Annotated in this window: 10 protein-coding genes; 3 read left to right on the top strand and 7 right to left on the bottom strand. The window is 74.5% G+C overall.

Translation table 11 applies throughout. The annotated features are described in order from the left end of the window. Nucleotides 1-81 precede the first annotated feature (81 nt). The 5 genes from AC559T_RS17590 to AC559T_RS17570 are packed head-to-tail and all read right to left on the bottom strand — an operon-like array spanning nucleotide 82 to nucleotide 8,046. Entirely contained in the window at nucleotides 82-1,335 is a 1,254-nt protein-coding gene (locus AC559T_RS17590; RefSeq protein ID WP_498869429.1) for a VWA domain-containing protein, read from the bottom strand. Then, complete coding sequence (locus AC559T_RS17585) at nucleotides 1,328-3,832, bottom strand: DUF5682 family protein (protein ID WP_498869428.1); 2,505 nt, start codon at nucleotides 3,830-3,832, stop codon at nucleotides 1,328-1,330. The genes AC559T_RS17590 and AC559T_RS17585 overlap by 8 nt, the downstream gene beginning before the upstream one ends. Beyond that, a complete protein-coding gene (locus AC559T_RS17580) occupies nucleotides 3,829-5,016 on the bottom strand; it encodes an ATP-binding protein (protein ID WP_498869427.1) in 1,188 nt (395 codons plus the stop codon). Before AC559T_RS17580 ends, AC559T_RS17585 begins: the two co-directional genes overlap by 4 nt. Next, nucleotides 5,013-6,575 carry a DUF5691 domain-containing protein gene (locus AC559T_RS17575; protein WP_498869474.1) on the bottom strand — a complete coding sequence of 521 codons (1,563 nt, stop codon included), beginning with the start codon at nucleotides 6,573-6,575 and terminating at the stop codon, nucleotides 5,013-5,015. Before AC559T_RS17575 ends, AC559T_RS17580 begins: the two co-directional genes overlap by 4 nt. Further along, complete coding sequence (locus AC559T_RS17570) at nucleotides 6,556-8,046, bottom strand: SWIM zinc finger family protein (RefSeq protein ID WP_498869426.1); 1,491 nt, start codon at nucleotides 8,044-8,046, stop codon at nucleotides 6,556-6,558. Before AC559T_RS17570 ends, AC559T_RS17575 begins: the two co-directional genes overlap by 20 nt. A 208-nt stretch (nucleotides 8,047-8,254) precedes the next feature. Here AC559T_RS17570 and AC559T_RS17565 point away from each other — a divergent pair, with 208 nt between their 5' ends. After that, nucleotides 8,255-10,594: a nuclease-related domain-containing DEAD/DEAH box helicase gene (locus AC559T_RS17565; RefSeq protein WP_131626313.1), complete on the top strand. Its 2,340-nt coding sequence runs from the start codon at nucleotides 8,255-8,257 to the stop codon at nucleotides 10,592-10,594. Nucleotides 10,595-10,633: 39 nt separating this feature from the next. On the opposite strand, the gene AC559T_RS17560 is transcribed toward AC559T_RS17565, so the two are convergent. Beyond that, nucleotides 10,634-11,539 (bottom strand): class I SAM-dependent methyltransferase, encoded by a 906-nt coding sequence (locus AC559T_RS17560; protein WP_498869425.1) that lies wholly within the window; start codon nucleotides 11,537-11,539, stop codon nucleotides 10,634-10,636. A 225-nt stretch (nucleotides 11,540-11,764) separates the two neighbouring features. Between AC559T_RS17560 and AC559T_RS17555 the strand changes: the two genes are divergently transcribed. Next, entirely contained in the window at nucleotides 11,765-12,820 is a 1,056-nt protein-coding gene (locus tag AC559T_RS17555; protein ID WP_498869424.1) for an LLM class flavin-dependent oxidoreductase, read from the top strand. 54 nt (nucleotides 12,821-12,874) lie between these two features. Here AC559T_RS17555 and AC559T_RS17550 read toward each other — a convergent pair whose 3' ends face one another. Continuing rightward, nucleotides 12,875-13,585 (bottom strand): TetR/AcrR family transcriptional regulator, encoded by a 711-nt coding sequence (locus tag AC559T_RS17550; protein WP_083391096.1) that lies wholly within the window; start codon nucleotides 13,583-13,585, stop codon nucleotides 12,875-12,877. 125 nt (nucleotides 13,586-13,710) lie between these two features. On the opposite strand from AC559T_RS17550, the gene AC559T_RS17545 reads away from it, so the two are divergent. Beyond that, nucleotides 13,711-15,306, top strand: a 1,596-nt coding sequence (locus tag AC559T_RS17545) for an MFS transporter (protein ID WP_112104748.1), incomplete at its 3' end; no start/stop codon positions are given.

The raw sequence follows: 15,306 nt of genomic DNA, 5'->3' as shown, positions 1-15,306 counted from the left end.
GCGCTAATTGGCGCTCAACCGACAACAGATTCCAACCCGCGGACCCGGCATCCGGGCGGCCCCGGCGCCCCCGGCGCCCGGTCAGGCCGGGCGCACCAGCCCCTGGACGGAGGCCCAGCGGCCGACGTCGTCGCGGCGCAGCGCGGTGGCCAGCAGCTCGGGGAACCTGTCCGGGGTGCAGGCGAACGCGGGCGCCCCGAGCTCGGCGCAGGTGGCGGCGAGCCGGTGATCGTAGGCGGGGGTGCCGTCGTCGGACAGGGCGAGCAGAACGACGACGCACACCCCGGCCTCGACGAGCGCCCGCAGCCGGGCCACCAGCGACGACTGGTCACCGCCCTCGATCAGGTCGCTGATCAGGACGAAGACCGTGTCGGTGGGCCGGGTGACGAGCGACGCGCCGTAGCCGACGGCACGGTCGATGTCGGTTCCGCCGCCGAGCCGGACGCCGAACAGCAGGTCGACCAGGTCGTCGAGCTGCTCGGTCAGGTCCACCACCGACGTGTCGAAGACGATCAGCCGGGTGGACACGGCCCGCAGCGTCGCCAGTGACGCGCCGAGCACCCCCGCGTAGACGACGGACGACGCCATCGACCCGGACTGGTCGATGAGCAGGATGACGTCCCGCAGGGCGGCGGTGCGCCGCGCCCTGGTGTGGCCGATGAGCCGGTCGACGATCACGGTGCGCTGCTCAGGCTGGTAGTTGCGCAGGTTCGCGAGGATGGTGCGATCCCAGTCGACGTCGGGCAGGCGGGGAGTGCGGGTGCGGGACGTCCGGTCCACGGCGCCCAGGACGGCGCTGCGCAGCGACTGTTCCAGCCGCCGCTCGATGTCCTCGACGACGCGCCGGACCACGGCGCGGGCGGTCTCCCTGGTGCGTTCGGGCAGCGCGGAGCGCAGCGACAGCAGCGTCCCGACGAGGTGGACGTCCGGTTCCGCGGCCGCGAGCAGCTCCGGCTCGAGCAGGAGCTGACCGAGCCCCAGGCGAGCGACCGCGTCGCGTTGCAGCACGCGCACGACCGAGGTCGGGAAGTAGGTCCGGATATCTCCCAGCCAGCGGGCCACGGACGGCACCGACGCGCCCAGACCGCCCGAGCGCCGCCGGCGCCCCTCCCCGGCCGCGTCCGCGTCGTAGAGGGCACCGAGCGCCGCGTCGATCTCCCCGTCGGGGCCGGACAGGGAGATCCGCCCGTCCAGGACGGGCGCGGCCGGCGCGCCCAGCACCATGCGCCAGCGCCGCAACCGCTCCGTGTCGTCGGCGACGGCGACGGCGACGGCGGCACCGGCGCGGGTGCCGGCGTGGGTGGGCCCCTCGCCCGCCGGAGTGCGCTCATTCATGTGTGGCCGTCCTTTCCAGACCGGGGATCGTGAGGAGTGACGCGACGACGGGCAGGACGAGCGCGACCCGGTCGGCGTCCCAGGCCGCCGGACCGCCCGCCGCCGGACCGCCCGGACCTCCCGCTGCCGGACCGCCCGTGGGTGTCGTCGGGCCGGTGCCGCCACCGGCCGGCCGCGGCAGCCCCGAGCCGGCCCGTTCGGCGATCATGCGGCGCTCCGGTGCCGTGAAGGCCGCGAACACCCGCCGCAACGGCGCGAGGACGACGGTGAACGCGTCGGCGGTGAGCGAGGCCAGCCAGGCGTCGACGAGCCCGAGCATCCGCGGGTCCCGGGCCAGCACCGATCCGGTGGAGCCGAGGAAGCCCTCCAGCCAGCGGGCGGCGTCGGCCGGCGCGACGCCCGCCGCGGACAGCGCCCGGTCGAGGCGGAGGGCCACCTCGGCCTGGTCGATGTCACCCGCGTCCGAGAGGATCCGCGTGCACCTGCCGTTGACCAGGCTGTTGCCACCGTGGATGTCGGCGGCGGCGCGGACGGCGACGTGCCAGCGTTCGACGTGCTCGGGGTCGGCGATCAGTCGGAACGCCCCGTCGGCGCTGTCGATCGCGGCGGCCATCGCGTCCGCCGCGTCGTCGTCGAGACTCACACAGGCGGGCGGGAGCCCCGCGCAGATCCGCACCATGAGGCTCTCGGCGAGGGCGGCGACGCCCGTCGTGTCGGTCGCGCGCACGTCGCCGTACCGGTGGATGCGGGCCAGCGGGGCGAGCGCCGCCATCAGGTGGGCGACGTCGCCGGTGCCGGCGGCGCGGCGTTCCAGCCCGGCCGCGACGACCGCCATCGCCGCGGGCAGCCCGGCGAGCACCGCGGCCTCGAGCAGGGCGGTGACGGCCGGCAGGTCGGCGGCGGCCTCCGTCCGCTCGGTGATGACCGCGGTGGCCGCGTCGGCGACCGTCGAGCCGTACCGGGCGGCGGCGACCACCGCGACGGAGAACTCCGGCTCCCAGCGCAGCGTCCACGCCTCGGCGAAGGTCCCGGTGCCCGACGTCGCCGCGGGCGTCCCCCACGGCACGTCGAGCAGGCGCAGCCGGCGCAGCAGCTGGCCGCGCTCCCGGTCGACGTCCTTGCGCAGGTCCAGCCGGATCTTCTGGTCGTCGGCCCCGGGCCGCAGCCGCAGCCGGCGCTGCAGGCGCGCGAGGTCGGCGGCGAGCGGCACGGTCGGAACGTCCTCGCCGACGGCGCCGAGCACCCGCCCGACGACGAGCTGCTCGCGCACCACCGCCAGCGGAACCGGGTCGCCCCCGCACAGACCGGCGAGCACGGCGTCGTTCAGCTCGGTCAGCCCGGGGACGGCCCGCTCGCGCACGGCGGCGAGCGCCTCGGCGAGACGGACGGTCTCGATCACCGAGGCGGAGGACGCGGGCAGGTCGGCGGCGCGCAGCAGCCCCGCCACCCGGGTCACCCAGCGGGTCGTGACCTGGTCACGCGAGGTCCACAGATGGTGGTACCAACCGGGTGACGCGACCCCGGCGCCGTACCCGGACTCCGCGGCGAGCCGCGCGTGCGTCCACGGAACCCACGTCGTGTCGGTGCGCACGGCTCGCACGCCGCGCAGCGTGCGCTGGTCGGCGGTGGCCGACGTCCGCCCCACCGCCCCGGTCAGCGCCGGCACGTGCCAGGCCCCGCAGACGACGGCGATCCGAGCGGCCGCGTCCTCCCCCGAGCCGGCCCGGCGGATCTCCAGGCGCATGTGCGCCTCGCGCATCTCCTCCCGCCGCCGGTGCTCCACCCGCGTGGGGGACACCCGGTCGCCCGGGCCGGCCTCGTCGCGCAGCTCGGTCATCGCGTTGGCGACCGCGGCGAACAGCTCGAGGGCGCCGTCCCGGCCCGGCTCACCCGGACCGGCCCGGGCGAGCCGGCGGTGTTCGACGAGGTCCTCCCAGAATCGCTCCGGGTCGTCGTGCCCGGCGGCCCGTGCCAGCCATCCGAGCGGGTCGTCCTCGACCAGGTGCGCGGGCTCGCCCGCACCGCCCGCACCGCCCGCACCGCCCGCACCGTCACCGCCAGCGGCATCACCGGGGGAGCTGGCACCGGGCGGGTCGGCGCTGCGCGAACCGGCGCCGTCCGGGCCGCCGGCCTCGGCATCGACGTCGACGGCCCTGGCCGCTGCCTCGGCCCGCTCCTGGCGCCGCAGCGCCAGGGAGAGCCCGAAGGGCAGGTCGATGAAACGCACCGGGACGCCTGTGGCGGCGCCGTGCAGCAGCGCCCGCCACTCGGGGGAGAACTCGGCGAACGGCCAGAAGGCGGCGTCGCGCGGTTCGTCGCGGGCGTAGACCGTCAGCGCGACCGGCGGGGTGAGCGAGCCGGTGTGCGCGAGGGCGGCGTCGCCCTCCGCCGGGCCCTCGACGAGGACGAGGTCCGGGTCGAGCTCGGCGAGCGCCGCCTCGACGGCCCGTGCGGAGCCCGGCCCGTGGTGGCGGATGCCCAGGACGGTGACGCTCATCTGCCGCGCGCCTCCGTGTCGAGATCCCAGCAGGCCTGGTACAGGTCCTTCCAACCGTCGCGGTCCCGCACGACGCCCTCGATGTACTCCCGCCAGACCACGGGGTCGGTGGAGGGATCCTTGACCACGGCCCCGACGAGCCCGGCGGCGACGTCCTCGGCCGACAGCCTGCCGTCGCCGAAGTGGGCGGCCAGGGTCAGCCCGCCCGTGATCACGCTGATCGCCTCGGCGGTGGACAGGGTCGACGACGGTGTCCGCACCGTGGTGCGGCCGTCGCTGGTGACCCCGGAGCGCAGCTCGCGGAAGATCCGCACGACGCGGCGGACCTCGGCGCCCGCCGGCGGCTCGGCCGGCAGGTCCAGCGCGCGGCCCAGCTGGGCGACGCGGCGGCTGACGATCTCGACCTCGACGTCCTCCGTGGCCGGCAGCGGCAGCACGACGGTGTTGAACCGCCGGCGCAGCGCCGAGGACATCTCGTTGACGCCCCGGTCCCGGTCGTTGGCGGTGGCGATGATGTTGAACCCGGCGACGGCCTGCACCTCGCTGGCGAGCTCCGCGACGGGCAGCGTCTTCTCCGACAGCACGGTGATCAGCGCGTCCTGTACCTCGGCGCCCATCCGGGTGAGCTCCTCGACCCTGGCGAGCGAGCCCCCGGCCATCGCGCGCATCACCGGCGAGGGCACCATCGCGTCCTTGGACGGCCCCTCGGCGATGAGCCGCGCGTAGTTCCAGCCGTAGCGGACAGCGTCCTCGGACGTGCCGGCCGTGCCCTGCACGACCAGGGTCGAGTCGCCGGAGATCGCGGCGGCGAGGTGCTCGGACAGCCACGACTTCGCCGTGCCCGGGCTGCCGAGGAGCAGCAGCGCCCGGTCGGTCGCGAGGGTGGCCACGGCGACCTCGACGAGCCGCCGCGAGCCGATGTACTTGGGTGTGATCACCGTGCCGTCCTCCAGCGTGCCGCCGAGCACGTAGGTGACGACGGCCCAGGGCGAGAGCCGCCAGGACGGCGGCCGGCGGCGCCGGTCGGTCGCGGCGAGCGCGGCCAGCTCGGCGGCGAACGCCTGCTCCGCGTGCGGGCGCAGCAGCTGGTCGCCGGAGCCCTGCGGGGCGGCACCGACCGGCCGCGCCGGGACGGCGGTGGTCTCGGGCGCGATCCCGGCGGGCGGCTGGGTCGATGTCGTCATGACGAGCCTTTCTTCGAGCTCGAACGGGAGAGCAGGGTGTCGCGGCGGGCTCGCCGCTGGGCGAGCACGGCCGCGAGGCGCTGGTAGCCGGACACCGTCTCGGCCGGCATGGTGGACGGGTCCAGGTCGGGGATGCCGACGTACGGCTCCACCCGCCAGGCGAGGTTGGCGAGCAGCGCCCGCACCCGGGAGTGCAGCGTGCGGGCCGTTGCCCGCTGCTGGGGATCGGAGCCCGGTTCGTCGACCGGTGCGGTGACGATGGCCGTGATGGCGGGGCCGGCCGCCCGGGTGAACTCCGCCGACCAGGGCCCGGGTATCCCGGCGAGGAGCGTGATGAGGCTCCCCAGGGCGGTGTTGCCGAGGCCGTGCCCGCCGGATCTGCCGAGGAGCAGGCCCCAGCGCCGCGTGGCATGGCCGGTCCCGCTCAGGGCGAGGTCGAACGCGCGCAGCCGGTCGGGCTCCGGCAGGCAGCCGATCAGCACCCCCTGCGAGCGCGGTTCGACCTTCGGGATCAGCGCGAGCGCCCATTCCGGGTCACGGTGCCGGACGACCGGGCCGACGAGGTAGGGCGCCAGGGTCAGCGCGGGGAAGCTCGGCGCGGGCTCCCAGAGCGCCCTGGCGCTCAGGAACTTCTGCGGGGACAGGCCGGTCCGCTCCGGCCACAGCCGCGGGTCCACCCGGGCGATCTCCGCGAGCAGCATCCGGGCCGGCCCGTCGGCCTGCGCCCTGGCGCGGGACGGCCCGTCAGGCGAGACGCCGTCCCGCGCCATCTCGTCGGTGAGCACCGCCGGCGGGTGCACGCGCAGGGTGCCGCGATGCACCGTGAAGGCCCGCTCGGTGCGGGCGGCGGCCCGCGCCGCGAAACGGGTACCGGGAAGTTCCAGCAGGACCTGGACCGCCGCGTCGCGCACGTCGGACCGGCGGTCGTCCAGGGCCGTCTCCAACAGCTCCTCGTCGTACGGGCCGAGGCCGGTGCGCAGCGCCTGGACGAAGGCGAGGCGCTCGGCTCCGCCGGCCCGGCGGAACGGGACGAAGGGAGGTTCGCCCGCGCCGCCGCGCAGCAGCTCGGCGGCGGCCGCCGGGTCGGTGTGCCGCAGCGCGGCGATGAGGGATCGGCGCTGCTGCGCGCTCGCGCTCGGCCAGCCCGCGACGCCGACGGGCCCCGCCCAGCCGGCGTCCGGGTGGAGCGCGGCGAACCAGCGGCCGCGCGGGCCGAGGACCCGCAACAGGCGGGGACGGAGCGCGGTCGACCGCCGGCCGAGCTCGACCAGCGCGGGAAGCAGGGTGTCCGGCGGGCGCCAGCCTCCTTCGGCCAGCAGGTCCAGCCACTCCTCGATCTCGGCTGTCTCGGCGGCGCCCACCTCGGTGGGAACGGGCACGACCGCCGTCGGTGGGCACGGTGGGTGCTCATCCGCCGCGGCGGGAGCCGGCGCGGGCACCGTGGAGGCATCGGCGGCCAGCTGACCGGCCCGCCTGGTCACCGCGGCCAGCGCCGCGACCCGGAGCAGGCGTTCCTCCTCGCCCGGACGCCCGCCGGGATCAGGGAGCCCGGGAATCACCGGCGACGGGCGGCGGCTCACGCCGATCACCGCGGCGTCGACGAGGTCCGTCCACCCCGGTGTCGGCACCGGGGCGACCGGTGCCGCGACTACCGGGACGGGGGCCCGGCCGGGCATGTCCTCCGCCCGCGCGGTGCGCGACGGCGTGGCGGCCAGGGGTGTCAGGGTGAACGAGTCCCATTCGGCGACCACGTCGAGGCCCGCTCCCCCGCCGGCCGCGAGCATGTGCCAGCCCCACTCCGCCACGGCCTCGTCGGCGAGCGGCAGCGCCTCGCCGGCGGAGTCCCGCAGCAGCCACGGACCGCTCCTGGGCAGCGGACCGGCCCCGGCGCCCGGCGGCAGCACCGTGACACCGCGGACGGTCAGCGCGACGACGTCCGCGAACGGGTCGACCGCCAGGGCCGACGCGACGCCGGCCAGCGCCGCCCGGCGCGCCGGGCGCCACCCGCGCCGGGCGGCGCCCGGGATACGGCGCGAGATCGGCCCTGACCCGCGACCCCGCGGGCAGCGGCGGGGGCATCCCCTGGCCGTTCACCGCGAAGTCGACGAGCACCGCCAGCCGCCCCGACTCGACCAGACGTAGCCACTGCCGGCGCCCCCGCGCCCGCCCCGCGCCGAACTCGTGCGCCCCCAGCACGTCGACCTCGCCGACGACGTGCTCGCCGGCGAGCACCGTGGCCACGGGAACGGTGAAACCGATCCGGTCGCGCAGGACCGCCACGACGTCGGCGGGCAGGTCGGCGCGGCGGGCCCAGCCCTCGCACAGCAGGTGCAGCAGCCCCACGCGGTCGACCAGCCGGGACGGCCAGTCAGGCCGCCGGGCCGCCGACCCGGCGATCTGCGCGGCCTCGTGGATCATCTCGGCGAGGCCGGGTGCCTGCGCGTCGACCATGCGGGCGGCGGCGGCCCGCCACCAGTCGGCCGGCCTGGCCTGGGCGGCTCCGAGCCCCTCCCCGGCCAGGTCGGACAGCCAGCGGGCCAGCTCCGCGACACCGGCGTCGACCTTGGCCGCACGGCTCGCCTCGCGCCGGGCCGCCCCCGCCGCGGAGCGCTCGGACTCAGGCCCGGTGGCGGCCCGCGTGCCCGCGCTCGCCGCCGCGGCGAAGCGCGCCACCCGCCGGTCGAGCCATTCCGCGGCCCACGGCGGACGCCCGCCGCCGGCACCGGCCACCTCGCCGGCACCGGCCACGCCGCCGGCCGCGGCGAGCAGCATCAGGCCGAGAGCGTGCTTGCAGGGGAACTTCCGGCTCGGGCACGAGCACTTCGAGGCATGATCCGCGAGGGCCACGACGACCCGGTAGGGCGACTTTCCGCTGCCCCGGCACTCGCCCCACAGCGCCTCGGCGTCGCCGCCCGCCAGCGGCCAGGACCCGGCGACCGCGAGCCTCTCGCCCGCCTTCACGGACGCCTGATCCGGCGCCAGGGCGAGCGCCTGCCCGCGCTCGACGGGTGGGCTGGTGGTGTTCGACACGACGGCGATTCTGCCGGCGGGGTCCGACAGTTCCGTTCCGTCCGCAAGGTCCGGCGCACGCGTTCGAACCAGCGTTCGAAGGCTTAGGGACACCTACGGCGACATCCAAGCCTTGTCGGACTTCGAAAGCCGCCGTCATCGACAAACGAAGGCAAACGAACAAAGATTACCGAGGCCGCTTATTGACCCTAAGCGAGGAGACAGTGACATGATCTCCAGCGCGGCGCTGCCGACGCCGTCAGCCCTCGGGAGAGCCGTCGAGCTCCGGCAGGTGATCGACGGCTTCGAGCTGCAGCTCCGGCACATCAACGACACGCTGGCGCAGCTCGAGCGCGAGGTCCGACGGTGGGAGGCCGGTGGGCGGGCCGAGCAGAGCGTCGCCCGCGCGTTGGTCTCGATGTACGACGCCGGCTGGCACCTGCTGCCGGACCGGCAGTGGCCGGGAACCCGCCGGGCCAACATCGACGTGATCGTCGTCGGGCCCGGCGGGGTCTTCGTGCTGGACGTGAAGAACTGGCGGGAGTTCGCGATCGAGAACGGCCGTCTGCGCCGCGGCGACGCCGACGCGGACGACGATCTCCGCAAGCTCCTGGACCAGACCGTGGCGGTCGAGGACGTCCTCGCGGACGCGGGCCTGCCGCCGACCGAGGTGGTGCCGCTGCTGGTGATGGCCGGGCGGTCCAACCTGCGCGAACAGGTCGACCGGGTGACGGTTCTCGGCGCGCACGACCTGACCCGCGACCTGGCCCGCCGCGGCGCGCGTCTGGCACCGGACCTGGTCGAACGGCTGTTGACCTGTCTCGCGGACGGCTGCCCGCCGATGCCCCGCGCCACGGACCCGCCTGCACCGGCCGCCCGGCCCGTCCGCCGCCAGGCCGCGCGGCAGGCACCTCGGCAGGCGGCGATGCCGGGCCCGCCGACGCCGTCCGCCTCCGGGACTCCCCGCGCGGTCACGGCGGCCATGGGCGCACCAACCGCGCCGGTCACGCCGGTCACGCCATTTCTGCCCCTCGTGCCAGTCGCGCCGATCGCCACGGCACCGTCCAGGGCCTCAGTGGACGGCGAGGCGGGTCAGGGTGCGCTGATGAGCCGCGAGGACCTCTGGCGCGAGCTCCGCGACGCCGCGGACCGCGAGCCCGTCGAGACCTGGATGACCTGGCTGCACCCGAAGCAGGCCCGCCTCGCCGGACGGCAGTGGTCGGGGCCGGCCCGCGTGCGCGGCGCGGCCGGCACCGGCAAGACGGTCGTCGCCCTGCACCGCGCCAAATACCTGGCCGCGCGTGGGGAACGGGTGCTGTTCACCACGCTGGTGCGTACCCTCGGCCCGGTCTACCGCGCGCTGCTCGCCCGGATGGCCCCCGACCATGTCGACCGGGTCGAGTTCGCCACCGTGCACGCCGTCGCCGCCCGCTGCCTGCGCGAGCACGGCCTGGCGCACCAGCACCAGCAGGACGTCGCCGACACCTGCTTCTGGCGCGCGTGGGGTCAGGTCGGGCAGTACTCGGCCCTGCCCGGGCTCGGCCTCGTGACGGGGTACTGGAAGGACGAGATCGCGACGGTCATCAAGGGCCGGGGCCTGACCGAGTTCGCGCAGTACGCGAAGCTGGCTCGGGTCGGGCGCAGCACCCCCTTGCAGCCGACCCACCGCCGCGCGGTGTGGGACCTCTACGAGCGGTACGAGCAGCTCCGGGTGGAGCGCGGCGTCCTCGACCGCGACGATGTCCTGCTGCGCGCCCGCGACCTGGTGCGGGAAAGCTCCGACACCCGGTACGACGCGGTGATCGTCGACGAGGTGCAGGACCTCACCTGTGTCGGCCTGCAGATGCTGCACGCCTTCGTCGGCGACCGGCCGGACGGCCTGCTCGTGGTCGGCGACGGCCAGCAGTCCATCTATCCCGGCGGTTTCACCCTCGCCGAGGCCGGCGTCGCCGTCGTCGGACGCTCCACCGTGCTGGCGCGGAACTACCGCAACCGCGAGCGGATTCTGCGCTACGCCCAGGCGGTGCTCGCCGACGACAGCTTCGAGGATCTCGACGGCGTCCGGGAGCGGGGACGCCGCGAGGTCGACGTCGAGCGCCCCGGCGGCGAGATCCACGAGGTCACCGTGTCCGGCGAGACGGCGCAGGACGCCGCGCTCTGCGACCATCTCGTCGAGTTCAGGCAGCACCGGAACGTGCGCTACGGCGACATGGCGGTGCTCGTGCCGACGAACGACGCGGAGCGGCGATGGCTGCGGGTGCTCACCGAACGGGGAATTCCTGCGGTCTCCCTCATGAATTACGACGGAACCACCTGCGAGGCGGTCAAGGTCGGGACGTACTTCCGCGCCAAAAGCCTCGACTTCGCCCACGTCTGCATTCCCGATCGCAATCTCTTCCCGCGGCCGCAATGGCCGTCCGAGTCCGCCGACGCGTTCGGTGAACGCGTCCAGCTGGAGCGCCGGCAGATGTACGTCGCCATCACAAGGGCGCGGGACAGTGTGTGGGCCGGCATTCACGCCCGGCCCGGCCCGGAGCACCCGCCCGGTGCCGGCTGGCTACCGAGCTGAGCCTCCCCTGACATTCCGCCCCGCCGGCTGGACGTCCGCTCAGGCCGGTCGGTCGGCGACGGCGACCCGACCGCTGCGCAGCGAGGCGCGACGCGGCGTGGGCGTCGTCAGCCTGGTCGCGATGGTGAGCAGGTCATCGTCGCTGCGCACGGTGAAGCCGTTGCGGCCGAGCAGGTCCCGCATCGCGGATGCCGTCCAGCGTGACCGCCAGGGCTCGTTCGCCCAGATCCCGCGGCGGCGGGCCAGGACGTCCATCGAGCGGGCGATCAGCTGCCCGATCGCGATCGCGGCCTGCGGGGCCTGATAGTTGACGATCAGCCGGCTGCCCGGGGCCGAGAGGGTCGCGACGGCGGCCACGGTCCGGGCGGCCTCCGGGCGGGTGAGATACGGGACGACACCCTCCCAGATCCAGGTCGTGGGCGTGTCGGCCCGGTGGCCGGCGGCGGCCAGGGCGCCTTCGAGCCGGTCGCGGGTGAGGTCGACGGAGACGAACCGCACGCGCTCCCCGGGCTTCCCGGGCCGCACCGGCCGCGTCGGCGCCGGCAGCCCGGCGAGCCGCTGACGCTTGTCGCGCGCGGAGTCCGGGTGGTCGACCTCGAAGACGACGCGGTCGGCGAGTTCCGGCATGCGCCACGCCCGGTCGTCCAGGCCGGCGCCGAGGAGCACGGCCTGCGGGGAGGTCCGCTCGCGCACCGCGTCGTCGATCGCGATCGTGCGCGGGACGACGATCTCCGCGCAGGCCCGCACCGACTCGTAGTCGACACGTTCGAGCCAGCCGGAGGGCGGTGTGCCGGCCCGCACCTGCTCGACCGTGCGCCGCTCGTCGGCCCGCAGGAGCGAGACCGCGACCGGGTCGGTGAACCGGCCGGGAGCGATCCGTCCGTCCGCGACCGCCCGGCCCTGGCAGACCAGCACGGCTGTCCGGCTACCCCCGGCCGCCTTCATGCCACACCCACCACCCGGTTCATCGTGTGCCCGCCCCGCCGCCCGGCCAGCCAGTTCAACGACGACCGCGCCTGCCGTCTCCAGCCATCCATGACCCGTCAGGCCCACGCCCCTGTCAACTCGGCCGGGCCGGGCCGGGATCATTCGTCGCGGAGGCGGACCTGCGGACGGCGCGTTCGTGACTGACGACATCCGCGACTGACGACGTTCGCGACTGACGAGGGAATGCCCGTGGACGGCGGGGACATTGACCCTGAGGTGGATGTCGTTGAGGGTTCGCTTCCGCTGGCGGTGCTCGACTTCGTGGGGATCGAGCACGGCGAGAGTCCGAGCGCGGCGATCGCCGGGGCGGTGGCCGTCGCCCGGACCGCCGAGACGGCCGGGTACCGGCGGTACTGGGTCTCCGAACATCACAACATGACCAGCCTGGCGTGCAGCTCCCCCGAGCTGCTGACCGCGCACGTCGGGGCGCAGACGTCCCGGATCAGGGTCGGCGCGGCCGGGATCATGCTGCCCAACCACGCGCCGATGAAGGTCGCCGAGACGTTCCGGACACTGCTCGCGATGTACCCGGGGCGGGTCGATCTCGCGCTCGGCCGGGCGCCGGGAACCGACCCGCTGACCGCGCACGTACTGCGCCGCGGGGCGTCCGCCGACGCGGGCGCGGAGTTCCCCGGGCAGGTCGGCGAGCTCCTCGCGTTCCTCGGTGACGGTTTCCCGGCCGGTCATCCCTACGCGCAGCTGGTGGCAGCGCCGGTGATCGACGAGCGCCCGGAGATGTTCGTCCTGGGTTCGAGCCCGTATGGCCCCCGGTTCGCCGCCGTCAATGGCATGAGCGCGGTGTTCGCCCACCACATGAGCCCTGAGCTGGCGTTCGACGCGCTGCGGGCCTACCGGCGCGAGTTCACCCCGCGGGCCGAGGGCACGCAGCCGTACTCCGCGATGTCCGTGCTCGCCTTCGCCAGTGAGGACGAGGAGGCCACGCTCGACTTCGAGGCGGCCTGGACCCTCACCATCCAGAACATCAGCCGCGGGGTGCGCGAGCCGCTGCGGCCGGAGGACATCCGCGGCTATGCCCGTTCGGAGCGGTTCCGGGCCGCCCGACGCCCCGACGACGGCCGGATGGTGACCGGCGAGCCGAAGGCCGTGGCCGAGCGGCTGCTGGAGATGAAGCAGCAGGCCCAGGTCGACGAGATCGTCATCGTCACGCCGAGCCTGGACCGGGCCCGCCGCCAGGGCAGCTTCGCCGCGCTGGCCGAAGCCTGGCGCCAGGCGGCCTGACCCGAGCGCCGCGCCGGGCAGGGCAGGGCTCCGGGCCGGGCCGGGCCGGGCCTCCTAGCCGCGCCGGACGGTCGTGGCCATGCTCTGCACGGAGCGCTCGATCTGATCCGGGGTGGGTGCAACCGGTACGGGATCGGTTCGCGCCGTGCCCTCGGCACGGAAGGCGTCGAGCAGGTAGGCGGTGAAGCGGCGCCACGCGTCGGGCGCCGCGTCATGGGTCGCGGTGACCAGGCCGGCGTTCGCGAGCAGCAGGATGCCGATGTCGGCGGCGACGAAATCGGGCCGTAGCGAGCCCTCCCGCTGGGCCCGCGCGATGAGCTCCTCCAGGCCGGCGTGTGCCTGCGCCTTGAGTTCCTCGACCACGCTGGACGACGGGAACCGCAGGGTGATCAGATCGCGCAGGCCCGCGTTGGACGCCTGAGCGCCGCACAGGTACTCGACGAGCTGCCGAAAACCCGCCCACGCGCTCGGGCTTTCCAGCGCCCGGCCCACGGCCACCAGGTACTCGCGGATCTTTCCTTCGAAGCTCGCCTCGAGCAGGTCGGCGCGGGTCGGGAAGCGGCGGTAGAGCGTGGCGATCCCGACCCCGGCCCGGCGGGCGATCTCCTCCAGACCGACGTCGATACCGCGTTCCGCGAAGACTTCTTCGGCAGCCTGCAGAATGCGTTCGCGGTTACGCTCCGCGTCGACCCGCAGTGCGGGGACTACCTTCCCGGCTCGCCCAGCCGTCGCCACACGGTTTCCGCCGCGTCGCGCACTGTCCATGTGACGAGCCTACCTTTATATACGGAGGTATCTCTCCACTTAACCTGCTAAGGTTATCCGGAAGATCTCCTCCGTTTATACCAATCGTCACGACCGCCCGCTTGTCCGGCGAAAGGATTTCCGCAATGTCACAGCCCGTCATCGCCGACGATCAGCGGACGCGGTCCGCGCCAGCGGAGGGCACCGGCGGCCGGCGGGGTAATCCCTGGTGGACGCTGACGAGCGTCGCCCTCGGTGTGATCATGGTCGGCCTGGACGGGACGGTCGTCTCGATCGCGAACCCGCGCATCGCCGAGGATCTCGGCGCCTCACTGACCGACCTGCAGTGGATCACGAACTCCTATCTCCTCGCCCTGGCCGCCCTGCTGGTCTTCGGCGGCAAGCTCGGCGACCGGTACGGCCGCAAGCTGATCTTCCTGATCGGCGTGGTCGGGTTCGGGCTCACCTCACTGGCCATCGGCCTGGTCGGCAACATCGTCGGGATCATCGCGCTTCGGGCGCTCCAGGGCGTGTTCGGAGCCATGCTGATGCCGAACACGCTGGCCATCCTGCGCGGCGCGTTCCCGCCCAAGGAGCTGAACCGGGCGATCGGCATCTGGAGCGGCGCGTCGTCCATCTCGATCGCCGGCGGACCGATCATCGGCGGCCTGCTGGTCGAGCACGTGAGCTGGGAGTCGGTCTTCTACATCAATGTGCCGATGGGCGCGATCGCGCTGGCCGTGGGCCTGGCGGTGCTGCGTGAGTCCCGCAGCGAGAGCACCGGGCAGCGCCACGACATCCCCGGCATCATCACCCTGTCCGGCGGCCTGGTCGGCCTCGTGTTCGGCCTGATCAAGGCGTCAACCTGGGGCTGGACAGACCCGAAGACGCTCGCCTGCGTCTTCGCCGGGCTGGCCGTGCTGGTGCTGTTCACGGTGATCGAGACCCGGGTGGCCGCTCCCCTGCTGCCGATGCGGCTCTTCGGCAACCGGTCGATCTCGGTGGGCAGCGCTGTTCTCGTCATCAACTTCTTCGCGCTGTTCGGTGTGCTGTTCTTCGTCACGCTGTTCCTGCAGAACGTCCAGGACACCTCGCCGATCGAGACCGGTGTCCGCATTCTGCCGCTAACCCTGGCGATGATGATCATGTCACCGATCGCAGGCAGCGCCACCGAGCGGTTCGGCCCCCGCCCGCCGATGGTGATCGGCCTGGTGCTGTCCGGGACGGCGCTGCTCCTGTTGACCGGGCTCGAGCCCGGCTCCAGCTTCAACGCGCTGTGGCCGTCGCTGCTGATGCTCGGCATCGGGATGGGCCTGGTCATCACGGCCAGCGCGGAGGCGATCGTCGGCAACGCCCCGGTCGACGACGCCGGGGTCGCCGGTGGCCTGCAGACCACGGCGTTGCAGCTCGGCGGGGTCGTCGGGACGGCCGTCCTGGGCTCGGTGCTCAGCAGCCGCGTGGCATCGGTCATGGTCGACAGGCTGACCGGCGCCGGCACCCCCGCCGAGGTCGCGAACCGGCTGACCGACTCGGAGCAGCTCATCAGCCAGGGAGTAGCGCCCCAGGTGACCGGCGCGTCGGAATCCGTCCAGGCCGCCGTGACCGCGGGCAGCCACGCGGCCTTCATGACCGGCCTGCACGTCTCCCTCGTCGTCGCCGGCATCGCGACGCTCGTCGCGGCGGGGCTGGCCCTCCTGGTCCGGCGCGGCGACAGCAGCGACGGAACCCCCGTCGTCGTGCAC

Origin of the sequence: Frankia sp. Hr75.2 (assembly GCF_949319125.1) — a bacterium.
GTDB classification, from domain to species: Bacteria; Actinomycetota; Actinomycetes; order Frankiales; family Frankiaceae; genus Parafrankia; species Parafrankia soli.
Note: the sequence above shows the minus strand (reverse complement) of the source record. Positions and strands in the feature narration are given on the sequence as shown.